Annotated in this window: 20 protein-coding genes; 6 read left to right on the top strand and 14 right to left on the bottom strand. The window is 50.1% G+C overall.

Going from position 1 to position 23,500, the window contains the following annotated elements; translation table 11 throughout:
- Positions 1 to 43: 43 nt before the first annotated feature.
- Together ACTS3T_RS02395 and ACTS3T_RS02400 are read left to right on the top strand one after the other, a co-directional pair.
- On the top strand, positions 44 to 1,018 hold the full coding sequence (locus ACTS3T_RS02395; protein ID WP_377964623.1) for an ABC transporter ATP-binding protein: 975 nt from the start codon (positions 44 to 46) through the stop codon (positions 1,016 to 1,018).
- Positions 1,019 to 1,849, top strand: coding sequence for an alpha/beta fold hydrolase (locus tag ACTS3T_RS02400; RefSeq protein ID WP_377964621.1), 831 nt, complete (start codon positions 1,019 to 1,021; stop codon positions 1,847 to 1,849).
- A 192-nt stretch (positions 1,850 to 2,041) separates the two neighbouring features.
- Here the strand turns inward: ACTS3T_RS02400 and ACTS3T_RS02405 are convergent, their stop codons facing one another.
- The 5 genes from ACTS3T_RS02405 to carA form a co-directional block, all read right to left on the bottom strand.
- Positions 2,042 to 2,317, bottom strand: a complete 276-nt coding sequence (locus ACTS3T_RS02405) for a DUF1816 domain-containing protein (protein WP_377964619.1) — start codon at positions 2,315 to 2,317, stop codon at positions 2,042 to 2,044.
- A 79-nt stretch (positions 2,318 to 2,396) separates the two neighbouring features.
- The gene (gene rlmB, locus ACTS3T_RS02410; RefSeq protein WP_377964617.1) at positions 2,397 to 3,356 is read right to left on the bottom strand and encodes a 23S rRNA (guanosine(2251)-2'-O)-methyltransferase RlmB; all 960 of its coding nucleotides are present in this window, start codon (positions 3,354 to 3,356) and stop codon (positions 2,397 to 2,399) included.
- 52 nt (positions 3,357 to 3,408) lie between these two features.
- On the bottom strand, positions 3,409 to 3,870 hold the full coding sequence (locus ACTS3T_RS02415; protein ID WP_377964615.1) for a Mini-ribonuclease 3: 462 nt from the start codon (positions 3,868 to 3,870) through the stop codon (positions 3,409 to 3,411).
- Between the two features lie 157 nt (positions 3,871 to 4,027).
- Entirely contained in the window at positions 4,028 to 4,402 is a 375-nt protein-coding gene (locus tag ACTS3T_RS02420; protein ID WP_377964657.1) for an STAS domain-containing protein, read from the bottom strand.
- Between the two features lie 261 nt (positions 4,403 to 4,663).
- Positions 4,664 to 5,833 carry a glutamine-hydrolyzing carbamoyl-phosphate synthase small subunit gene (gene carA / locus ACTS3T_RS02425; RefSeq protein ID WP_377964613.1) on the bottom strand — a complete coding sequence of 390 codons (1,170 nt, stop codon included), beginning with the start codon at positions 5,831 to 5,833 and terminating at the stop codon, positions 4,664 to 4,666.
- Between the two features lie 69 nt (positions 5,834 to 5,902).
- Here carA and ACTS3T_RS02430 point away from each other — a divergent pair, with 69 nt between their 5' ends.
- Complete coding sequence (locus ACTS3T_RS02430; RefSeq protein WP_377964611.1) at positions 5,903 to 6,811, top strand: retropepsin-like aspartic protease family protein; 909 nt, start codon at positions 5,903 to 5,905, stop codon at positions 6,809 to 6,811.
- A 298-nt stretch (positions 6,812 to 7,109) separates the two neighbouring features.
- Positions 7,110 to 8,024 carry a retropepsin-like aspartic protease family protein gene (locus ACTS3T_RS02435; protein WP_377964609.1) on the top strand — a complete coding sequence of 305 codons (915 nt, stop codon included), beginning with the start codon at positions 7,110 to 7,112 and terminating at the stop codon, positions 8,022 to 8,024.
- 71 nt (positions 8,025 to 8,095) lie between these two features.
- On the opposite strand, the gene trpD is transcribed toward ACTS3T_RS02435, so the two are convergent.
- Together trpD and ACTS3T_RS02445 are read right to left on the bottom strand one after the other, a co-directional pair.
- Positions 8,096 to 9,175: an anthranilate phosphoribosyltransferase gene (trpD, locus tag ACTS3T_RS02440; RefSeq protein ID WP_377964607.1), complete on the bottom strand. Its 1,080-nt coding sequence runs from the start codon at positions 9,173 to 9,175 to the stop codon at positions 8,096 to 8,098.
- Positions 9,176 to 9,180: 5 nt separating this feature from the next.
- A complete protein-coding gene (locus ACTS3T_RS02445; protein ID WP_377964605.1) occupies positions 9,181 to 9,390 on the bottom strand; it encodes a hypothetical protein in 210 nt (69 codons plus the stop codon).
- On the opposite strand from ACTS3T_RS02445, the gene ACTS3T_RS02450 reads away from it, so the two are divergent.
- Together ACTS3T_RS02450 and ACTS3T_RS02455 are read left to right on the top strand one after the other, a co-directional pair.
- Positions 9,385 to 9,903 carry a DUF411 domain-containing protein gene (locus ACTS3T_RS02450; protein ID WP_377964603.1) on the top strand — a complete coding sequence of 173 codons (519 nt, stop codon included), beginning with the start codon at positions 9,385 to 9,387 and terminating at the stop codon, positions 9,901 to 9,903. The genes ACTS3T_RS02445 and ACTS3T_RS02450 overlap by 6 nt on opposite strands.
- A 615-nt stretch (positions 9,904 to 10,518) precedes the next feature.
- Positions 10,519 to 17,157, top strand: coding sequence for an ATP-binding sensor histidine kinase (locus ACTS3T_RS02455; protein WP_377964601.1), 6,639 nt, complete (start codon positions 10,519 to 10,521; stop codon positions 17,155 to 17,157).
- A 5-nt stretch (positions 17,158 to 17,162) separates the two neighbouring features.
- Here the strand turns inward: ACTS3T_RS02455 and ACTS3T_RS02460 are convergent, their stop codons facing one another.
- The 7 genes from ACTS3T_RS02460 to hemB form a co-directional block, all read right to left on the bottom strand.
- Positions 17,163 to 17,441: a hypothetical protein gene (locus ACTS3T_RS02460; protein ID WP_377964599.1), complete on the bottom strand. Its 279-nt coding sequence runs from the start codon at positions 17,439 to 17,441 to the stop codon at positions 17,163 to 17,165.
- Between the two features lie 189 nt (positions 17,442 to 17,630).
- Positions 17,631 to 18,074, bottom strand: a complete 444-nt coding sequence (locus ACTS3T_RS02465; protein ID WP_377964597.1) for an SRPBCC family protein — start codon at positions 18,072 to 18,074, stop codon at positions 17,631 to 17,633.
- Positions 18,075 to 18,131: 57 nt separating this feature from the next.
- A complete protein-coding gene (locus tag ACTS3T_RS02470) occupies positions 18,132 to 18,869 on the bottom strand; it encodes a DevA family ABC transporter ATP-binding protein (RefSeq protein WP_377964595.1) in 738 nt (245 codons plus the stop codon).
- Positions 18,870 to 18,896: 27 nt separating this feature from the next.
- Positions 18,897 to 20,063, bottom strand: a complete 1,167-nt coding sequence (gene devC, locus ACTS3T_RS02475; RefSeq protein WP_377964593.1) for an ABC transporter permease DevC — start codon at positions 20,061 to 20,063, stop codon at positions 18,897 to 18,899.
- A gap of 21 nt (positions 20,064 to 20,084) precedes the next feature.
- Positions 20,085 to 21,287: an ABC exporter membrane fusion protein gene (locus ACTS3T_RS02480; protein ID WP_377964591.1), complete on the bottom strand. Its 1,203-nt coding sequence runs from the start codon at positions 21,285 to 21,287 to the stop codon at positions 20,085 to 20,087.
- A 60-nt stretch (positions 21,288 to 21,347) separates the two neighbouring features.
- The gene (hemF, locus tag ACTS3T_RS02485; RefSeq protein ID WP_377964589.1) at positions 21,348 to 22,388 is read right to left on the bottom strand and encodes an oxygen-dependent coproporphyrinogen oxidase; all 1,041 of its coding nucleotides are present in this window, start codon (positions 22,386 to 22,388) and stop codon (positions 21,348 to 21,350) included.
- A 117-nt stretch (positions 22,389 to 22,505) separates the two neighbouring features.
- Positions 22,506 to 23,498, bottom strand: a complete 993-nt coding sequence (hemB, locus tag ACTS3T_RS02490; protein WP_377964588.1) for a porphobilinogen synthase — start codon at positions 23,496 to 23,498, stop codon at positions 22,506 to 22,508.
- Positions 23,499 to 23,500 lie beyond the last annotated feature (2 nt).

The raw sequence follows: 23,500 nt of genomic DNA on the forward strand, positions 1-23,500 counted from the left end.
TCTTTTCTAGCCTACTCTAGCGTGACACAAAACTTCATAAGGTATGAGCGAGGTTTCTATACTGCCAGCTGATGAATCAGCCGCCAGCGATCGCCCTTTGGTTGTCCAAACCAGCGGTCTCAAAAAAGTTTATCGTACCGGATTTTGGCTCACCCAAAAGGTCACTCCTTTGCAAGACTGCTCTTTATCCGTTTACCAGGGAGAAACCTTTGGTCTGTTGGGGCCAAACGGGGCTGGCAAAACCACCCTGTTGAAAATTTTGCTCGGCATTATCCGACCCACCGCTGGCAAAGCGTTTTTGCTCCGGCAGCCTGTCGGCGATCGCAGCGTCAAGCAACGGGTTGGCTATCTGCCCGAAAATGCTTACTTTTATGACTTTCTCACGGGGTGGGAATTTTTGCGCTACACAGCCGGACTTTTTGGCGTTTCTCGTTCCGTCCAGCGTCAGCGCATTCCAGAGCTGTTGGATCTAGTCGGCCTAGCCCAAGCGACGGCCAAAAAAAAGCAGCTACGCCAGTACTCTAAGGGGATGCTACAGCGCATTGGCATGGCTCAGGCGCTGATCAACAATCCAGAAGTGGTGTTTCTAGATGAACCCATGTCGGGGCTAGATCCCTTAGGACGCTACCGGGTGCGCGAAATTATTTTGTCGCTCAAAGCTCAGGGGAAGACAATTTTTTTTAATAGCCACGTTCTTTCCGATGTGGAATTAATCTGCGATCGCATTGCTATCCTCGATCGCGGCGAACTGATCTGTAGCGGTAGCCTGATGGATTTACTGGGTAGCCCTAATCGCTACTTTGTTAAAGGGCGTGGTGGCAGCCTAGACGTGCTGAAAAAATGGATGACCAACTTAGAATTTCAAGGAGGTTACTGGCAAGGCTACTTGCAAGGAGAGCCTTACGATTTTCTCTCCAGCGTTCGTCTGATGGGGGGTAAGCTAGCGACGCTGCAGCTTTCGCGACCCTCGTTAGAAGAATTCTTTGTTGAAAAGATTCGCCAGCGGGCTGAGACCTAAATGCAGCTAGCCGTTCAAATCGAGGGATCCGGTTTTCCGGTGTTGTGTTTGCATGGTCATCCCGGATCGGGGCAGAGCATGAGCGTTTTTACCCAACACCTGAGCCAGCGCTTTCTCACCCTAGCCCCAGATTTACGCGGCTATGGGGCTAGTCAAACGCGCCACCCTTTTACCATGACCGCTCATCTCCAGGATTTGACTGAGCTGCTCGACCAGCAGCATATCGACCGCTGTTGGCTGCTAGGTTGGTCTTTAGGCGGAATTCTGGCAATGGAGCTAGCGCTGCGCTGCCCTCAGCGCGTTCAAGGGCTGATTTTAATTGCCACTGCCGCTCGACCTCGCAGCAACCACCCTGCCGTCACCTGGCAAGATAATCTCTACACCGCGATCGCCTCTGGGGTGAATTATCTGGCTCCGGCGTGGCAATGGAATATTGAAACGTTTGGCAAGCGATCGCTTTATCACTATCTGCTACAGCAGCACACAGCATTTGCCTATCGGCAGCTAGCTTTGGCCGGGTTACCCGCTTATCTCCAAACTTCTCGCTACGCTACCCAAGCCCTAAACCAGGCCATGCGTCAGGGCTACAACCGCTTGAATGATTTAGAAAATATTCAAGCCCCTTGTCTCATGCTGTTTGGCGATTGCGATCGCCATATTACCGCCGCCGCCAGTCTAGAAACCGCAGCCCAACTGCCTAACTGCCAATTTCATCGATACACTCAGGCGGCTCACCTGTTTCCCTGGGAATATCCTCAACAAGTGCTACAAGCGATCGACGGCTGGCTCACGGAACAAGCTGAGACAACGCGATCGCCCTCAATTTCGTAGACTGGTTCAGAAGTTGTAATACTTAAATGGCTGAAAGCCTTTTACAGAAAACCTTCCCTGCTGCCCTTTACCCTCTAACTTCTGCCTTTAGCTATAAACTAGCCTATTATTCAGGTGCTTTTGCCCAAGGCTCTGCCTGGAAACGCAGCAGAGCCTTATGCCGCTGCTAATGTTTAGCGTACTCAAAAAAACTTAGATACCCAATGCCGGAGAAGTCATGCCCCCCATGCTGTCGGTAGATTCATCAATAGTTAACTCATCAGGACGATTGCAGCGCTGAATAGTCGCCAAGATCTGGGTTGCGCCTTCTTGCTCTAAATCCTCAATGTAGCCAGTTTTGGCGATCTCAGCTTCCTCTTCAGAGGCAAAAGGGCCAAAGTAATACGTACACTTGGGCGCTTGCGTTACGATTTCGATCCACCACTCGCCTACCAGCAGATTGAGAATGCCATTGAGTAGATTTTTCATAAGACTCCTGATTTGCTAACTGTGTTTGCGGGTATAGAGATACGTTAAATGTTTTAATCTCAAGTTTTGTTATACTCTGTTACTTTTCTTTTTGCAAAGAGCTTAAATTATGCCTTTTTCCCCATTCCTGACGATAAATTTCGTATAAAGCCATACCCGTGGCGACGGAAGCATTCAAGCTAGGCGTATGCCCCTGTAAAGGGATAGACATCAGCACATCACAGGTATGCTGAATCGACAAGCTCAGTCCCTTGTCTTCTGCGCCAATCACCAACACAGTTGGCATTGTAAACTCAGTGGTGTGAACCGTCTGACTGGCTTCTGTAGCAGTGCCATAAATCCAGAAGCCTGCTGCTTTGAGCGTTTCTAGCGCTCGGCCTAAGTTGACAACGCGAGCTACCGCAAAATGCTCTAACGCGCCAGCGGCTACTTTAGCAACGGTTGCCGTAATCCCAGCAGCTCGTCTTTGCGGAATCACCAGTCCTTGCGCGCCCATTGCTTCAGCCGTGCGAATGATTGCCCCCAGATTATGGGGATCGGTAATGCTATCGGCGGCTAAGATCACAGGCCGCTGCACTTTAGCTTTGGCCTGTTCGATTAAAACCGCTAGATCGATATAGTCATAGGAAGCAACCTGGGCAACGATCCCCTGGTGGTTAGCCCCCTGGGTAATTTGACTCAGGCGGCGATGATCCACTTCGTCAATCACTGTGCCATTGGCTTTGGCGTCATTCAGTAAGGGATGGAAGCGAGCGTCATAGCGCAGTTTAGAGTTAATCCAAAGGCGATTGAGCGTGCGATCGCTGGCGATCGCGGCCTCTACAGCATGACGACCATAGATTAATTCTGCCTCGTCCGGCTGATCATCAGTGGTTTCAAGGCTAACCGTTTGAGGCTCGTCAGCCGCAACCCGTTTGGGAGGAGCAATGTGGCGTTGGGGCTGAGCTGATCGCTGGCGCTGCTGGGGCTGAGGCGATCGCTTCAGCCGAGGGCGCTCCGAACCAGAAGAACGACGATCGGATTTGCGGTTGTAAGCCATGTTGAGAAAAAATAAATAATTTGTGATGAGCTATTGAGCAGCGTTGGCAAGTTTATTCAGAAGGAGGCAGATCCAGCAAAGCCAGCACCGCCTCAAGACGATGCCTATCGGTGAGGTAAAGATAGCCCAGCAAAGTCTCAAAGCTGGTGGCTTGCTGATAAACCTCAGGAGCGGCTCGACTTTTACGCCGGGGGGCGGCATTGCGCCCTCGGCGCAAAATTTCTTTTTCTGGCTCTGTCAAATGCTTCTCTAAAGACTGTAATTGCTGAGCTTGAGCCTCAGCCCGTACCTGAGCTACGACATATCGGTGGAAGGTTTGAATTCGGCAGGGCGGAACCAGATAAAAGGTTCGCATGTAGAGTTCGTAGACCGCATCTCCGAGATAAGCAAGGGCAGCAGGAGAAAGACGCTCAACCGAAACAGAAAAAGACGCGGAAAAACGGCGGGAGGTTTTTAGCCAAACCTCATCCCACCCCCCTGCCGGAGACTTTGGCTCATCCGCCGCAGACGTCATAAGCTACCCCAAACTACGATTGAGCACATCTGCCCTCCGGGAGAGACTTGGCGCTTGTGCCTCCCACCCCGCTTGAATAACTGCCCCTATGCAGAGCTTCAGGCTGGCAGTGCTTGACCCTATCCAGCCGCTAAAGGCTCAAATTCAGCTAGCAGTTCTAATTAGAAGAATTGCTCAAGCTCTCAACTGCGGCATCAACCGAAGGTTGAAGTGACAAAAACTTTTCAAGCCGAACAAGCTTGACTGTTTGAGTAACTCGCGGATTGGAAACAACTTGAAGACTTCCGCCGGCTGTTTGAGCCTTTTTAACCATCTGCACCATCGCTCCCAAACCTGAACTATCGACAAAATCGATACCGGACAGATCCAAAATGATGTGAGCAGGGCCGCTGTCGATACAACTAGCCAAAACTTTACGAAAGGTTGGCTCTGAGAAGGCGTCGAGCAAACCCGTGAGGCGGAATATTTGACATGTTCCCCTAACTTCGCGTGTGCCTCTCAAACTAACAGTTAGGTTCAGTGGCTCAGCTATGGGAACCTCCTACAATCTCTGACATAATTGGCCGCTACAGTATAAGTTAGTCTTTGTGTGACTGCAAGGGACTGCTGCCCATTTTCAAGATTTAATTTTAGGCAATTTTCAGCGACTTTGCCGGAGCTAGCGTTTGAAAATTATTAATTGCTTGCTCTAGTGGCTGTCCCCCTAAGTCCCCTGACAGAAAACAGAGAAGTTATCTTATCGTAAGCAAGACCCAAAAGATTGAGCATAAAGTTGGCAAAGTCGTAAAAATCTTTAAGTCAAATTGAGCTGGATTCCCTTCTGCTGCCGATGCTGGCGCATAGAGTCTACAAATTGAGCAAACAGATAATCCGCATCGTGTGGCCCTGGGCTAGCTTCGGGGTGATACTGTACTGAGAAGATTGGCAAACTTTTGTGACGAATACCTGCCACAGTACGATCATTGAGGTTGAGATGGGTGACTTCAACTTGAGCCTCCGAAACGGAGTCAGCGTTGAGGGCAAAACCGTGGTTTTGGCTGGTGATTTCGACCTGGCGTTTGAGTCCGCAAGGCTGGTTTAAACCTCGGTGCCCAAACTTGAGCTTGAAGGTTTCTGCACCTAGCGACAAGCCTAAGATTTGATGCCCCATACAGATGCCAAACGTGGGCAACTGGCTTTCCATCAAAGCGCGAATAATCTGGGGAGCTTCTTTGACAGCGGCGGGATCGCCGGGGCCGTTGGAGAGAAAAATACCGTCTGGTTGGTAATTCAAAATGGTTTCAGCAGGGGTATCGACCGGAACGACAATTACCCGGCAACCATAGCTAGCCAGTCGGCGTAAAATATTTCGTTTAATGCCAAAATCAATGGCAACCACGGTGAACAGTTCATCCTCTGTGGCTGAGCGAGGGGCAAATTCCCAAGCGCCGTTGGTCTTTTCTGTCCACTCGTAGATGGTCGGCGTCGTCACGTCTTTGACGAGGTTCAGTCCTTCCATGCTGGGAGCTTCTTGTAGCTGCCGCAGCAGTTCATCCGCATCCAGAATTTCGTTTGAGATGGCTCCATTCATGGCTCCTACACTACGAATTTTGCGAGTTAACGCCCGCGTATCAACGCCATAGATACCTGGAATGCGGTGTTGTTTGAGATAGTCAGGCAGTGACTGCGTCGATCGCCAGTTGCTAGGACGCTCACAAATATTGCGGGCGATCGCTCCCTTAGCATGGGGGTGACTCGATTCTTCATCATCTGGGTTGACGCCCGTGTTACCCAACTCTGGATAGGTAAATGTTATGATTTGACCCCGGTAGCTAGGATCGGTCAATACCTCTTGATAACCCGTCATGCCCGTATTGAAAACAACCTCGCCCATAACGGTACCTGAGGCTCCAAAAGACCAGCCTTGGTAGACAGAGCCATCCGCTAAAACGAGAAGGGCAGGTTGAGCAGTGGAAACAGCCATAGAACTTTTCTCAAGAAATCGCAAAGATGAAGCGCATTAGCATACTATCCTATGCCGTTCGGGAAAACTTTGACCAGAACTGTAGCTCTATTTCAGCTTCTAGATGAGAGTTTGGTGACAACCATGCGTTCTTATGCCCCTACCGCTTTGGGTGTACTGCTAGCCGGAAGTGTAATGACGGGTTTGGCTGGCTGTGCTGGCTCAGAGGTGACGGCAGAGCTAGAAACCGAGCCTTCACCAGAAACAGCAGCGACAGCCGAAACGATGGCCATCAACAGCGTCGAGGGAGGGGAAACGGTAGCAACAGCCTCTCAAGATTCAGTTTCCCAAGCTCAACCTCAGCGCGATTATTTTCGTGAAGGGGTCAACGCGGCAACCAGTGCAGTTTCAATTGGCCAAACGGCTCAGTCTCAAGACGATTGGAAGCTAGCCGTCGCCCGCTGGCAAAAAGCGATCGCCTATTTACAAAATGTACCGACCGAGAGCGCCAACTATGGCACAGCCCAGCAGAAAATCAAAGAGTATCAGCAGCATTTGACCCATGCAGAAGCCAGTGCCGCCGGAAAGGTTGAGAGTCCTGAGATTCGTATTGCTGCTAGCGTAGCCGCCGACGGGCGCAAGGCGACAATTCCAATTGTGGGTCGTCGGGGTGGCATTCCAGTGGTGTCGGTATCGATGCAGGGGCAAAAAGGAAAACAAACCTTTGAAATGCTTTTTGATACAGGCGCAAGCGGCACCCTGATTACCCCAGCGATGGCTAATGCCCTTGGGGTTGTGATTGTGGGGGAAGCGCGGGTTTCCATCGCCGATGGCAGTGTTGTCGCTTTGCCGATTGGCTATGTAGATTTTGTCGAAGCTGGCGGGCTGCGTAAAGCGTCAGTTACGGTGGCGATTGGTGGCGATGTGGGGCTACTGGGTCAAGACTTTTACGGCGCTTATGGCCTTTCGATTGGGCAAGACAGTATTGCGCTTTACTAGAGAGTTGCTGCCGCAGTTGGATTGATCAAGTCAGGGGTGGCGATAGAGAAAGCAGCAACAGACACCGAAGCCAATGAGTGTCTTTAAGTTTTTGCCCTTTCTGCACTATCCAGTTTTTGGGTTCGGGGTTGTCTGCTTATGTATAGCTGTAGCCCCAAGCACTGAGGCACTTCAACGGCTGAAAGCCTTTGATAGAAACGCTTTCCTGCGACCCTCAGCCTTCCGCCTTCCGCCTTTCGCTATGACGATGGCCAAAACAGTCCGCTAGAATGAGGGGCGATCGCACGTTTTTGCCTCTATGCGCGGCTTTTTGTTTACACCCGCCTCAAGTCTGGCTCTACTGCTGAGCAGTTTGGCTCTGGTAGGCTGTCGCCCGTCTCAGCGTCTGGCGGTAGAGGCGATCGCTCCCCGCCTTAAGCTAACAGCCGCAATAGCTACGGTTGCAGTCGGCACGCTCAACCTGAAGGAAACGGCAGCAACGCAGTCCGTCGCTTATACCCAAGCGCTTGATTATGCGGCTAGCGCCCTTAGCCTTAGTCAAAATGCCTATTCTGCCGATGACTGGCAATTGGTAGTTAACTACTGGCAGCAAGCCGTTGACCTGTTGGAAACGCTGTCAGCTAATGCCGTCGAGGCGGCAACCATTCAAAGTAATCTCAGCCTGTATCGCCAAAATTTAGGTTACGCGCAGCGACAGCGCGATCGCTTTTTAGAGCCAACGGCGATCGCCTCGCCTGCGTTGTCAACTCGTCAGCCAGAACCCACTGCTCCTGCGGCCACTCCCCCCAACCGAGAAACGACAGCCGCCTCACCAGCCACTTCCGAGCCTGCCGGGGGCAAAAGCGATCGCCACTCAGTGCCAATTGTGCGTCGCTTGGGGCGCACGCCAGTTGTTTCGGTTAGCTTTAATCAATCCAGGCACTATGACATGGTGGTCGATACGGGCGCGAGCGGCACACTGATTACTCAGAAGATGGCAACAGACTTGGGGATCACCCCCATTGGTCAAGCCCGAATCACGACAGCCAGTGCGACGGACGTTGTGTTTCCGGTGGGATATGTGCCGTCTTTGCAGGTAGGGGATATTCTGGCTCAGAATGTGCTGGTGGCGATCGCGGGGCCAGAGCAAACTGTTGGCTTGCTCGGCCACGATATTTTTGGCGACTACGATGTCACCATTCGCCAAGAAGTCATTGAGTTTCAGGCTCGCTAAAGCCTAATTCCGCTTAGCAGAAAGCCATTTTTTCGAAAAAATCGGTAAAGTTTGGTGAAGCCAAACCCTACTTACCGCAAAAAGTCTACTAATTGCTCTAACTTTTGCCAGCCCGCGCCGCTGCTGAGAATTGCTTTGGCTTGTTGAATGCCTTGGCGGTAGGTGTCTAGATCGTCCGAGCCGCTAATGGCTCCTGCTACCTGCAATGCCAAAGCCGCATTGAGCGCTACAACGTCTTGATGGGCTTGAGTGCCTTTGCCCTGAAGCAAGTTACGCAAAATACTAGCGTTTTCAGCAACTTCACCGCCGCGCAGTGCTGTCGTCGGGGCTGGGGTTAACCCTAGCTCGACTGGATCTAAAACCACGGAGCGCACCCGCCCCTTTGCTAAAACAGCCAGGTCAGTTTTGTCGGCGAGTCCAGCTTCATCCAGCTTTTCTCGCCCATGCAGCACGATTGCCTGCGGTAGACTGAGCTTGTTTAAAGCTTCGGCCATCGGCTCCAACACGGTTGGATCAAAAACACCAATAACCTGCCCCGTGGGGCGTAGCGGGTTGACCAAAGGGCCTAACAAGTTGAACACAGTTCTAACTTTTAGTGTACCTCTCAAGGGGGCAACGGCTTTCATCGCTGGGTGCCAGCCCCTAGCAAACAAAAAGGTAATTCCCACTTGCTGCACCGCTGCTTTGACTCTCTCTGGGTCAGCGCTGAGGTTGACGCCTAGCGCTTCTAACACATCGGCTGAACCCACTTTGCTAGAGGCTGAACGGTTGCCATGTTTGGCGACAGCGACGCCCGCCGCAGAGACAACAAAAGCCACAGCCGTCGAAATATTAAAGGTTTGAGCGCCATCTCCTCCCGTACCGCAGGTGTCAATCATGGGTTGGGGTCTGTTGGGATCAGCAGAGGCTCCCCCCAAGGACTGCGCTTGTAGCACTCGTGCCATACCTGCTAGCTCCTCAGCCGAAACACCTTTAGCCTGAATGGCGGCGAGAATAGCTCCTGAGAGGGCTGGGGCGATCGCCTCAGTCAGCCAGCCCCGCATGAGTAATTCGGCTTGCTGGGTAGACAAAGATTGCTTATCGATAAGTTGCTGCAGTATCTCAGGCCAATTGGGATCAACAGAACTAGAGGCAGAGGAAGGGTGTACCACGACGCTTAACTGATTTGCATTACTCGATTGATATACAGCGGTATCTGAGTCTCGTCAATGGTGGCGGGATAGTAGATCCCGGATGCGTCGCTACCATCCCGCTGGTTGAGGCCATCTCTCAGGGGAGGCTGAGTAAAGGTGGAATCGCAGCAGACATGAGACGGGAGAGAATTGGTTAAAATCTTCAGATACTGTTGGCAGGTGCGACCATGCATGACTCAGCAAGCATTAATCTTCGCCTGTGGCTTAGAGGTTTGGCGATCGCCCTTATTGTGTGCGGCTTTGTCATCCTCAGTGGTGGGGCGATGGCGGCTCCGTTAAGACAATCGGCGATCGCTATTGGGGCTAGCCAGCCAGCGCTAACAGCTACGGTTTACCGTAGCCCTAACTGCAACTGCTGTGCAGGTTGGATTGAACATTTAGAAGCGCAGGGTTTTGAAGTGGCAGATCACTTAACTACCGAGATGGCAACGATCAAGCAGCGTTACGGTGTGCCAGCAGACTTAGAATCTTGCCATACCGCGCTGATTGGGGGCTACGTCATTGAAGGGCACGTTCCGGCTGACGATGTTCAACGGCTTTTGGCAGAGCAGCCTGACGTACAGGGGTTGACCGCACCCGGTATGCCTATGAGTGCGCCTGGTATGGATACAGGTAACGATCCCTACACAGTTTTAACTTTTGATGAAACGGGTCAAACAACTGTTTTTCAAGTCCACAATTTCTGATGCACTTGCCCCAAGCCTGACTTGGACGGGGGAGGGGATTGTTAAGAAATACGCCTTAGCTTTCTAGTTTATTTAGTAAAGATTAAGTCGGCTGAAAGAGACGGAACGGTTGTTTTAGCGTCCGGCTCAAAGCCGCGATCGCGCAGGAGTTGGGGCACTTCAATTGCAAAAAGCCGCTGACCGAAACGCTTTCCTGCTACTATCTGCCCTTAGTTTTCTGCCGCCTTTAGCGACACTGGGCGATCGCCTACGCTCGAATCTGGTTCAATCATGTCGTCGTCAGCTTGTAGAGCTGTGCTGAGCGCAAAACAAGCTAATTGACGTAAAAAAATCAGGCGTTAAGCGCTTGACAAACTTAAAAATAACAATTGATTATCTGAATGAGTTCTCATAGAGAGGACTCATATTTTGCCAGTTTTCATAACAGCTTGACTTAACCCGGAACTGTTCGTGGGCTTGAATAATTAAAAAATGTGATCCCACGCCACAAATTCATTTGAATTCACTTGAAATAATGGAGTTCACGGCTGTTATTTACACAAACTTTTTTGCACTCTCCCAGGATCTAGGGAATTCTAGAATTGGTTCTGACAAACTAAAAGCCTACCTGATGCTATGTCCCCGACAGCAGGCACCTGTTCTAATTCCTTTCCCGCTATTTCTGGTTACTGCGTTGTTGAACAACTCTATAAAGGTACTCGAACAGTTGTTTATCGGGCTGTAGAAACGACAAGTCAGCAGTCGGTAGTCATTAAGCTGTTACAGCAGGCGTATCCCAGCTTTAATGAATTGTTACAGTTTCGCAATCAATATACGCTGGTTAAAGATCTAGATATACCAGGTATTATTCGTCCCTACCGCCTAGAGGTTTGCGGTAACAGCTACGCTTTAGTGATGGAAGACTGGGGCGGCATTTCGCTATCTCAATATAGGCGAGAACATTCGCTCACATTGTTAGAGATATTAGCGATCGCTCTAAAGTTAGCTGAAACGCTACACGATCTGCATCAAGCTGGCATCGTTCACAAAGATATTAAGCCTGCTAATATCTTGATTCGTCCTCAGTCACAGCAGATTAAGCTAATTGATTTTAGCATCGCTTCGCGTTTGCCCAAAGAGTCCGTTGACATTACAAATCCCAACGGCTTAGAAGGAACGCTGGCTTATTTAGCCCCTGAACAAAGCGGTCGGATGAATCGGGGGATTGATTATCGGGCTGACTTTTATGCGCTGGGTGTGACCCTGTTTGAACTGTTAACAGGACAATTGCCCTTTCCAACGGTTGACCCAAGCGAACTGGTTCATTGTCATCTGGCTAAACAGCCTGCGGCTGTATCTGATTTAGCTCCGTCCGTGCCTGGTGTGCTGGCAAAAATTGTCAATAAGCTAATGGCAAAAAACGCTGAAGATCGCTATCAAAGCGCTTTGGGATTGAGCCATGACCTGCGTATTTGTTTAGAGCAGCTCTGCGAAACAGACAAAATTGAAAACTTTGCGATCGCGACGCGAGATATCTGCGATCGCTTTTTGATTTCTGAAAAACTTTATGGCCGAGATGCCGAAGTTGAAACCCTGTTAGCAGCTTTTGAACGAGTTGCTCAGGGTAAAGCTGAACTGATGCTGGTAGCGGGGTTTTCTGGCATTGGCAAAACTGCTGTAGTAAATGAAGTTCATAAACCCATTACTCGCCAGCACGGCTACTTTATCAGCGGCAAATTCGATCAGTTCAATCGCAGCCTGCCATTCTCTGCTTTTTTTCAAGCTTTGCGCGATTTGATCGGGCAACTGCTGTCTGAATCAGATGCTCAACTCCAAATCTGGAGAACAAAGATTTGCCAAGCTTTAGGCAGTAATGCTCAAGTCATGATTGAAGTCATTCCTGAGCTAGAGCAAATTATAGGTAAACAGCCCGCCGCTCCAGACTTATCCGGTCTGGCAGCTCAAAATCGCTTCAACTTGCTTTTTCAAAAGTTTGTTAGAGTTTTTACCACACCAGCCCATCCTCTCGTACTGTTTCTAGACGATTTGCAGTGGGCTGATACGGCTTCTCTACACCTGATGAAGCTGTTAATTTTAGAAGCTGAATATTTGTTAGTGATTGCTGCCTATCGCCACAACGAAGTGTTTGCAGCCCATCCATTGATGCTAACGCTTGATGCTATTACAGAAAAATCAGCCGCTACTGTGAACACCCTCACGCTACAGCCGTTAAGCCAGAAAAGTTTAGCCAAACTGATTGCTAACACCCTGCATTGTTCAACGGCATTAGCCCAACCCTTGACCGCATTAGTAATGCAAAAAACCCAGGGCAATCCATTTTTTGCAACCCAATTTCTTAAGGGGCTATACCACGATCAGCTAATAACCTTCAATTCACAATTGGGCTACTGGCAGTGTGATATTGCTCAAATTCAGACTGCTGCCCTCACAGCCGATGTGGTTGAATTTATGGCGGTACAGTTACAGAAGCTGCCGCAGGCTACGCAGACATTGCTTAAAGTCGCAGCCTGTGTCGGTAACCCGTTTGATCTAGAAACTCTGGCTATTGTTTCTGAATCTCCTGCCGCCGTCGTAGCAGCAAATTTATGGCCAGCATTGCAGTCTGGCTTTGTTTTACCGACTAGCCAAGTTTACAAATTCTTTCAAGTTGAAAGCTCAGAAAAAAATGACTTAGCCAGCGACGCCAATCCGAGCTATCGATTTCTACATGATCGGGTACAACAAGCGGCGTACTCGCTAATCGCTGATGAGCAAAAACAAGCGACTCACTATCACCTGGGGCAGTTATTGCTGCAAAAGCTGCCGCTCGAAACACAAGGCGATCGCATTTTTGAACTGGTCAATCAGCTTAATCATGGAATTGCTTTAGTTACTCAACTCGCCGAACGTGACCAGCTCGCTCAACTGAATCTGATGGCCTGTCGCAAAGCCAGAAGCACCACCGCTTATCAGGCGGGGCGAACCTTTTCTAGCACCGGAATTTTGCTATTAGGCAGCCAGGGCTGGCAACGACAGTACAAAATGAGTCTTGAACTGCACGAACTAGCCGCCGACCTAGCGGCGCTTTGTGGCGATGCCGTAGCCATGGAGCAGCTAATTGAAACTGTCTTGCTTCAGACTCAAAACTTACTCGAACAAGTCAATGTTTACCGCGTGAGGATTCAGTTCAACGTTTCTCAAGCCAAATTCACAGCCGCGATCGCCATTGCCCAATCGTTTTTGCAGCAATTGGGGATTACGTTTCCAACGGCTCCAACCCCGGCAGACATACAGCTTGCTATTGCTGAAATTGCTGAACTCATAGGCGACAGGGCGGTTGAAGATTTACTCGATCTGCCTATGATGAGCGATCAAAGCAAGATCGCCATTGTGCAAATTGCCAATAGCATCATTCCAGCAGCAGCTTTTTCGGGATCGCCCTTGACGCCTCTGCTGGTGGCTTTGTCAGTCAAACTTTCCGTCCAATCTGGCAACACGGCGGCTTCAGCGGCGGCTTATGCTACCTACGGCATTTTAACCTGCAACTTTTTGCGCGATATTGAAACCGGGGTCAAGTTTGGCCAGTTGGCGCTTAACCTGGTTGCCAAACTGGAAGCCAAAGCCGTTCAGCCAGAAATACTGCCTGTTGTGAGTTTATTTACCTTGCACCGTAAATCTCACCTTCGAGAAACGCTGCTGCCCCTGCAAGCAGGGTATATCGCGGCTCTAGAAGTTGGTAATCAAGAAATGGCTGGCCACAATGCCGAAGCCTTTTGCCTGCACGCTTTTTGGGTGGGGCAACCGCTAGCGCCTCTAGAACAGTCAATCAAAGCCTACTGCCAGGGATTGAAGCAGTTCAATCAATTAATGGCCCATCAATGGTGCTGCATTCACTGGCAGACGGTATTAAATCTGCTCAAGGCTGGGGAGCAGCCGACTGAGCTATCTGGCAAGGCGCTTCAAGCAGCTCAGTTTTTACCTCAGATGACGGCTGCCCGCGACTGGTATGGGCTAGGGTGCTTCCATCTGGCGAAGCTGATGCTTTGCTATTGGTTTGGCGAAATTGAGTTGGCTCATCAACACGCTGTTGAGTTCAGGCGCTATTTTTCTGCCATCAATGGCAAAGTACTGGAACCAATCTTTTATTTCTATGAAGCGTTGATCGCGCTGGCTCAGTTGAGTTCGGTCTCTGAAAATCGCCTGCAATTGCTTCAACGGGTTGAAGAAAACCAAATCCAGTTACAACAATTTTGGGCAAACTATGCTCCGATGAACTATCAGCATAAAGTCAATTTAATTAAAGCTGAAAAGTATCGAATTTTGGGGCAAAAAGCTGAGGCCATTGAGCAGTACGAAGAAGCTATTTTAGCCGCCAGAAAAAACGGCTACCTTCAAGAAGAAGCGTTAGCTAATGAATTGGCGGCTAAATTTTATTTAGCCTGGGATAAAGAGAAAGTTGCTGCAGGCTATATGCAGGAAGCTTATTATGGCTATGCTCGTTGGGGAGCTAAAGCCAAAGCTGCTGAGCTTGAAAATAGATACCCTAACTTGCTGCGTCCGATTCTGCAGTCAGTCACTCAAAGCCTCAGTCCGTTCGATAGCTTGGCTACGATTGCTGCTACGAATTTTTCTACACCTGCCACGGTTACGGGTAGCCATTCTACGGATACCATCAATAGCATTCTAGATTTTGCCACGGTACTAAGAGCTTCCCAAAGCCTTTCTAGAACGATGCAGCTAGATAATTTGCTGCACCAACTGGCTCAAATTATTTTGCAAAACTCTGGCGGCGATCGCTGTGCGTTAATTTTACCCAATCAAGAAGGGGTTTGGTGTGTAGAAGCGATCGCCACCCCAGAAACGACCGACCTTTGTTCAGAACCGTTAGAGAACAACCCTAACCTACCCGTCAAGCTGATTCAATATGTCAAAAACACCCAAGAAATGGTGGTTATTGACGATTTCAAAACTGATTTACCGATCATTGATGCCTATCTGCAGCAGCAGCAACCCCAAAGTATTCTCTGTTTGCCGATTCTCAATCAAGGCAAATTATTAGGTATTTTGTATCTCAAGAATCAGTCTGTAAGGGGAGCTTTTACTAAAAACCACATTCTTGTTCTCAACTTCTTGTGTACGCAAGCAGCCATCTCTCTAGAAAATGCTCGGCTTTATCAGGCTTCTCAAACCTACGCCCGTCAGTTAGAGCAATCTCTAGAAAAGCTGCGGGTGAGTGAAACTCGCTTTCAAAAGCTGGCCGATAACGTTCCGGGTTTAATTTATCAAATTCGGATCAAAACCGACGGTTCAGCTTCGATGCCCTACGTGAGTTCGGGTTGTCAAAGCCTCTATGAGATAGCCGCCGAAGATCTGATGTCGGGCAAATGTAGCCTACGCGATTTTGAACACCCTGATGATCAAGCTGGGGTTTTGCAGGCAGTCGCTGCATCGGCTAAAAATTTAACCCCCTTTCGGCACGAATGGCGAATTATTACCCCTAGGGGTGCGGTGAAGTGGGTCAAGGCAGCCTCCCAACCCGAACGCAAGGCAGATGGCGAACTTGTTTGGGATGGCATTTTGATTGACATCACCGATCGCAAACAGATTGAAGCCGAGCAAAAGCGGTTGTTAGATATTTTAGAAAGTACTTCTGACTTAGTGGGGACAGCCGCACCTGACGGTAAGAGCCTGTATCTCAATCGCACCTGGCGCAATCTTTTAGAACTGGGTGAACAGGAAGAGTTAAGCCAGACGAACATCTCGCAGTTTCATCCAGACTGGGCTTTAGAAATTGTGGTGAATCAGGCATTACCCGAAGCCAGACGGGCTGGCCTTTGGATTGGTGAAACAGCCATTCTTGACAAAGCCGGGAGTGAAATTCCGGTTTCTCAGGTGATTCTGGCTCACAAATCTAACCACGGCGAAGTTGAGTATTTTTCCACCATCATCCGCGACATTAGCAACGTCAAAGCGGCTGAAGCCGCGCTGCGCGTTTCTGAAAAAAATCTGCGCGCCATTTTTGACAACTCTAATAGCGCCATCTTTGTGCATGATGTCGATGGCACCTTGCTAGATGTCAACAATCGGATGCTAGAGATGTACCAGGTTGAAAGCCGTGAGCAAGCCCTCACCCTTTCAGCTTTAGATTATTCCGGGCCAGACAATCCGTTTGATCAGGTACCACTGCTATGGGACAGGGCTTTGGCGGGCGAAATGGTTCGTTTTGAATGGAAAAGCCATCGACCGGGCGATCGCTTTGTATTTGACACTGAAATTGTTTTGAACAAAATCACGCTAGACAATAAAGAAGTCATTATTGCCAGTATTCAAGACATCAGCGAACGCCAAGCTGCCCTGCGCGAACGCCAGCGGGCAGAAGCCGCTGTGTTGCAAAAATCTCAAGAGCTTGAGCAAGCCCTCGCAAATTTGCAAAATGCTCAACTCCAAATTGTGCAAAACGAAAAGATGGCTTCTTTGGGGAATCTGGTAGCGGGAGTTGCTCATGAAATCAACAACCCTATTGGCTTTCTTAACGGCAGTATCCTCAATGCCAAAGACTACGTGCAAGACCTCTTTGATCACCTAGAGCTTTATCAGCAACATCATGCCGATGCGGCTGACCCCGTACAAGCCCATGCCGACGCCATTGATTTAGAATTTTTGAGCCAAGACCTGCCCAAGCTGATGGAGTCGATGCAAAGTGCAACCGATCGGATTAAGTCTATCAGCACCAGTTTGCGCACGTTCTCTCGCGCTGATACCGACTCTAAAGTCAGCACCAACCTGCATGAAGGGTTAGACAGCACACTATTGATTTTAAAATATCGCCTCAAGGCCAACCAAAATCGCCCTGCTATTCAAGTCGTGCAGGATTATGCTGAACTGCCCAAAGTTGAGTGTTTTCCAGGACAGCTCAACCAGGTCTTTATGAATATTTTGGCCAACGCCATTGACGTGTTTGACGAAGCTGCTGAGCAATCAACCTACGCCACCTTAGAAGCTAATCCGCAGATTATTACGATTCAAACTGCGGTGCGCGCTGAGCAAAACGCGGTCGAAATTCGCATTTGCGACAATGGCAAGGGCATGTCAGCAGCGGTACAGGCCAGAGTTTTTGACCATTTGTTTACGACCAAAGGTGTGGGTAAAGGGACGGGGCTGGGGTTGGCGATCGCCCGTCAGATTGTAACTGAAACCCATGCAGGGAGTTTAGAGGTGCAGTCTGAAATCGGCCAGGGATCAGCCTTTATCATTCGTCTGCCGATGTCAGACTGAGGGGCTTACCCCTGTAGTTGAGAAGCGATCGCGGCCAGTAGCGCCATTAACCCCAGCGATCGCCGGAAATAGTTAACTCCCTGAAAAAGCTCCATCCAGGCCCAGGTAAACAAAGCGCCAAAGGCGATCGCGGCCAAGACCACTTGCAGATTGTCGTTTGTGGGTAATTGCTTGAGGAGCGTTGCGGCCAGCCACACCAAAATAGGCAGGTTGGGCTTTTGGGCGATCGCAAGATTGCCCTCGTCATCTCGAAACGTGCGATCAAATAAAGTGTTTTGCGTCATGCTAGCTGTGCTTAATCCTAAACCTGCCGTCTGGGGCAGAGATGTAGAAATTTTAGGATTTTTGCTGACTGAGCGGCCTGTATCTAACGGCTAGTTGTCGCTAAAAATAGCTTTTAGATTACTTCTAGCTGTAGCCACTAGCGCGATTGAAATCCTTAACTTGCTACCCTCTGCCGTTAGGTACAGATGTCAACCTCTAGAGGCTTCCAGCAGGTGCTTCAGGTTGTCAACCACATTTTGGCTGCCTTGTTGGGCTGAACCTGCAATCAACGGTTCTAGGAGTTTGCCAAGTCCTTCTAGCTTTAGCTCAAACTGGTAGGTGAGCTGAGTGCCGTCGTCAGTAGGCTCAAACACGTAGCTATTTTTAAAATAGGGTTTGCCTGTGCTGGTAATCGCAAACCTGCGATCGCAATCGTACTCGGTAACGTGAAAGGTCGATTCGGCTCGTCGGCCTCCATCGTTACGAACTTGTTTACCAGTAGTCCCTAGACCCACTGTTTCGGGCGACGTTTTTTCTAGGTGTAAAACCGTTGATTCCCACTTGGGATGATTTTCAAAGAAATTAGTGGCAACGTATTGGTAAACCTGGTCAATGGGGCGGTTGATTACCGTTTTTGATTCAGCTTTGATCATTGCTCATTCCTACAGCAATAGCGCCATTAAGGGGAAAGGGGTGAGGCCAAAAATTGCTTACGCCTGGATCAGGCGTCCGTCTTCCATCTGCACAATTCGATCGGCAATATCGAGAATGCGATTGTCGTGCGTGACCAGCAAAATGGTACAGCCTTGCTCTTTGGCGAGGCGTTGCAAAATATCGACGATGTCTCGCCCCGTTTTTTTGTCTAGCGAGGCGGTTGGCTCATCGGCTAAAACAATTTTGGGACGGCTAGCTAATGCCCGCGCGATCGCCACCCGCTGTTTTTGCCCACCCGAAAGACTGTCGGCATAGTAATCGACGCGATCGCCTAAGCCAACCGTCGCTAAAATATCGCTGGCGATTTGATTGATGTCTTGATTAAAAAATTGAGGATGCAGTTCTAAAGACATGCGGACGTTTTGCTTAGCCGTTAGAAAAGACAGCAAATTGTGCGACTGAAAGATATAGCCAATTTGTTGCCGGACTTGCATCATTTGTCGTTTGCTGGCTTTGTGCATCTCTTGCCCCAAAATTTTGAGGCTACCTGCCTGCATCGATCGCAACCCGCCAATCAGGGTGAGCAATGTGGTTTTACCCGAACCTGACGGCCCGGTCATAATCACAATTTCGCCAGTGTAAATTTCTAAATTGATATCAAATAAAATTTGCTTGCGCAGTTCGTTTTTACCAAAGTAGTGATCAAGCTGAGTGGCTGCGATCGCTGGCGCAGGCTTTGAAAGAGGCGTTTCTGGTTTTGGGTTGTGAGTCAGATTTAAAGTGTCTGGCAACATACAGTTTGAGCCACGCTTAGAGTTTGCCTAAAAAATATCAGCCGGATCAGCCGCGCGTAGCTTGCGCATGGCGATCGCGCCAGAGCCAACACACATAATGATGGTCAATATCAGCACCGTTGTCGCCCGACTAAACTTCATGCCAATGGGCAGCAAAGTAGCTGACTTAAACAGGGTATACAACCCATTAGCCAGCAAAAAGCCAGGGATAAACCCCAAAATGGCTAAAAATAAAGCCTCTTGCACAATAATGCTGACTAAATAGCGATCGCTATAGCCCATTGCCTTGAGAGTGGCATATTCAGGCAAATGATCAGATACATCGGTATAGAGAATTTGATAAACAATCACTGCGCCCACCAAAAAACCGACAGCGACGCCTAAGCCAAACGTAAAACCGATTGCCGAGCCTGTTTCCCAATAAATCCGCTCACGGGTTTCAAATTCTTCTAAGGTTAAAACCAATATTTTTTCTGGCAACGTTGCCTGTAACGTCGCTTGCACGTCGGCAATATTGGCACCCGGTTCTAGACGAATAACCCCGACATCAATCTCAGCGGCTTGGCGTTGGGGAAACAAGCGTAAAAACGTAGAGTTACTAGTAACTAAATTACCTTCGGCTGAGAAAGAAGACCCCAGCAAAAAGAGGCCAACAACTTGAATTTGCAAGTCGTTAACTTGCACCGCCAGAGAGTTGTCCGTTTCCAGCAATTTGGCCACGCCACCCAGTTGGGGCAGACTACCGCGATCAAAAAGTGCCCGGTTTAAAAGCTTCAGTTTAGCCAGATTTTGATTGATTTCAGGTGAATCAAAAGCTGGCCGAATCGGGTCAATGCCATAAACAAAAATTTGCCGACTAGCGCCATTATCGGGATTGCGCCAGGTGGCCTGACCAATGTAGAGCGGACTGATAGAACCCACTCCCTCGACACCCGCCGCGCGATACAGGTCATCTCGCGAAAAACTTTTAACCGAAGCCAGATTGTCTGACAACCGATTAATTAAAAACAAATCCCCTTGCAACGTTGTGTAAGGGCTGACCTGCGAATCAAACAGGGCATCTCGAACCCCCAGTTGAAAAAACATCAAAAAATCGGCAAACGTAATCCCGGCAATGGCGGCTAAAAGGCGCGTTTTTTGACGGCTCATTTGTAGCCATGCTAAGGGCGTTTTGCGAAAGAAATTACCCAACATGAATCATTCTAATGAGAAGGTTTATGGCAAGCTAAGGACGGATGTTTCGACAGGTAAATCTACCTGCACTTGCAGGTTGGTGAGATTGGCTACCCGTTGGCTATCCGCTGGATTAAGGCGAATTTTGACTTGAATCACCTTGCGATCGAGATTTTCACCGGGTTCGCCACTGGTGACTTCTTGTTGCAGCACTTGTAAGCCAATCAGACGAACCACACCGCGTAATTCACCTGTAAAAGATTCGCTGGTGATGAGAGCCGTTTGACCTTCTCGAATTTTGCTAATGTCTGTTTGATAGACTTCAGCGACGACCTGCATTTGGTCAGTCTCGCCGAGTTCGACAATGCCGTTGCCCGCTACCACTTCGCCAGGGCGCGTATAAATATTGAGGATACGGCCAGCAATAGGGGCACGAATGTAGACTTCCGCCAGATCGGCTTCAGCCCTTTTAACAGCGGCGATCGCCCGTTCGACTTCTGCTTGGGCGGCTTGTACATCCACCGGACGAACTTCGGCAATTTGAGCAAGGGTCGCCTGAGCTTGTTTGATTTGCTCTTGCAGGCTGGCTTGACTGCGGCTTTGCGTGGCTCTGGCTTCGTTGAGTTGGGCTTGACTGGTATCTAGCGTCAGTTGTCTTTGCGCTAGCTCCGATGCGGAAATCGCCCCCGACTGATACAGCGAGCGGTAGCGATTGTATTCGGCTTCAGCCGTTTTAAGTTCTGCCTGCCGCCGCGCAATGGTGGCCTGTTGGGTAGCAATATCGCCTGTTAGCTCTCGCTGTAGCCGCATAATTTCAGCTTCTTGAGCCGCAATTTCTCCTACTTTTGCGCCCGCTTGCACTCTGGCTAGCTCTGCCTGGGCAACCCCTACCTGGGCTTCAGCTTCTAGCACGGCGTTTTGCAGGCGATCGCGAGACTCTAGCACCGCAATGACCTGGCCGACTTCAACGCGATCGCCTTGCTCCACTTGCAGTTCCGCAACGCGGTCGTTGCCTAAGGTAGCCGGAACAGACACTTGAATCACTTCAGTAGCAGGTTCTAGCCGTCCTAAAGCCGTGACTTGCTCAACGACATCAGCTTTGGCCTCGGCAGGGGCTGGGGGCTGGCTGGGTTGCCTGAGTTGAGCAATGCCATAAAGGGCAATTGCTCCAGAAACAGCGGTCGCGATCGCGATTAATATCAGGATCCAGCGATAATTAGGCTTAGCCAGCGTTTGAAAGTTCATGGGGGAATAGCTAACCAATAGCAAACGGTTCAGTTGAGGGGCTGTTTTCAGCCAGACAGCTTAAGCGGCAGTTGTTGACCAGTTAGCCCAGTCTTGCGGCTTTAAGAAGGTGCGGTACAGTTCGGCTTCGGGAGAGTCGGGTTCGGGCTGGTAGCCATATTCCCAGCGCACCAGGGGAGGTAAAGACATCAAAATAGATTCGGTGCGGCCATTGGTTTGCAACCCAAAGATGGTGCCCCGGTCGTACACCAAGTTGAATTCAACATAACGACCACGCCGATAAAGCTGAAAATGACGCTGGCGATCGCTGTAAGCCATTGCTTGACGACGTTCGACAATGGGTAAGTAGGCCGGTAAAAAGGCTTCACCGCAGCTTTGGACAAAGGCAAAAATTTGCTCCCAACTGCGCGGCGGCAACTCACCCACTTGGGCGCTGTAGGCGGCGGCAGTGCCTTCTGGCTGAGGACCACGATACAACGCGCCTTGGCCGTCTTGGTAGTCAAAAAACACCCCCCCAACTCCCCGTGTTTCCTGGCGGTGTTTGAGATAAAAATACTCATCACACCAGCGCTTAAATACCGGGTAGTACTCAGGCTGATGGCGATCGCAGCTCTGCTTAAAAGTGGTGTGAAAGTGAGCCGCATCTTCTGCAAAGGGGTAGTAGGGGGTCAAATCGGCTCCTCCGCCAAACCACCACACCGGGCCAGCTTCAAAATAGCGGTAGTTGAGATGAACGGTCGGTACATAGGGATTGTGCGGGTGCAGTACCAGCGAAGTACCCGTAGCGTAAAATCGATGTCCTGCCGCTTCGGGGCGTTGGGTCAAAATTGAGGCAGGCAAATGATCGCCCCAAACTTCAGAAAAGTTGACACCGCCTTGCTCAAAAACCGTGCCGCCCCGCATCACTCGCGATCGCCCACCGCCGCCTTCCGGACGCTCCCAGGTATCTTCTTGAAATTGCCCCTCGCCGTCTAGACGCTGCAAGGCGTGGCAAATTTGGTCTTGTAGCTGCTGCATCCACTGGCTAACTTGGGCTTTAGCCGCTGGTGGCGGTAGCGAGGGAGATAGGGTTGCTTGAGGGGTTGAAGCGGCTGTGATCATCGCTGAGATCTCCTTAACAAAAGTGCTGGCAATTTCAGGCTGGGCTGAAACAGGGCTGCTTGGCAGACAGCGCTGCTAGCGGCGGTTTTTCTGGCAAAAGAGGTGGGTGGCGGGGGGCTAATCCCCGGCCTGAGCCAACCACTGGGCGGCCTCTTTGGCGTGGTAGGTCAAAATTAAATCGGCTCCGGCTCGCTTGAAGCTGGTCAGGGTTTCTATGACCACCTGTTTTTCATCAATCCAGCCGTTGAGCGCCGCCGCTTTAACCATCGAATATTCACCCGACACGTTATAGGCAGCAACGGGCAGGCGGGTAGCTTGCTTAACCTGCCAGATAATGTCCATATAAGCCAAAGCTGGCTTCACCATTAGCATGTCTGCCCCTTCGGCAATGTCTAGCTCAACTTCTTTGAGGGCTTCGCGGGCGTTGCCAGGATCCATTTGATAGGTTCGGCGATCGCCAAATTGCGGTGCCGAGTCAGCCGCATCGCGAAAAGGCCCGTAGTAGGCAGAAGCATACTTGGCCGCATAAGAAAGAATAGGCGTTTCGGCAAAACCAGCGTCGTCTAACCCAGCGCGAATTGCCTGCACAAACCCGTCCATCATGCCAGAGGGGGCAATAATATCTACGCCAGCTTGAGCTTGAGAAACGGCTGTTTTTTGCAGTAGTGCCAGGGTCGGATCATTCAAAACCCGACCGCTGAGGTCGTTGACGTCTAAATAGCCGCAGTGTCCATGACGGGTATATTCACACAGACAGGTATCGGCGATGACGATCAGCCCTGGCACAGCTTGCTTAACCGCTGCGGCTGCTTTTTGAACAATGCCGCAGTCGTGCCACGCGCCAGTGGCTTCTAAGTCTTTGGTTTCCGGAATGCCAAACAAAATAATGGCAGGAATGCCGAGGTCGTAAACGGCTTTGGCTTCCTCCACGATTTTATCGACGGAAAGCTGATAAACCCCTGGCATGGACTTGACGGGCTGGGCAATGCTAGCCCCCGGCACGGCAAATAAGGGATAGATCAAGTCGTTAACGGTTAAAACCGTTTCCCGCACGAGGCGTCGCATGGTGGCTCCGCTGCGCAAACGCCGCGGTCGATGAGTTGGAAACATAG

It is taken from the genome of Almyronema sp., assembly GCF_052168255.1.
GTDB lineage: Bacteria > Cyanobacteriota > Cyanobacteriia > Phormidesmidales > Phormidesmidaceae > Sphaerothrix > Sphaerothrix epifaneia.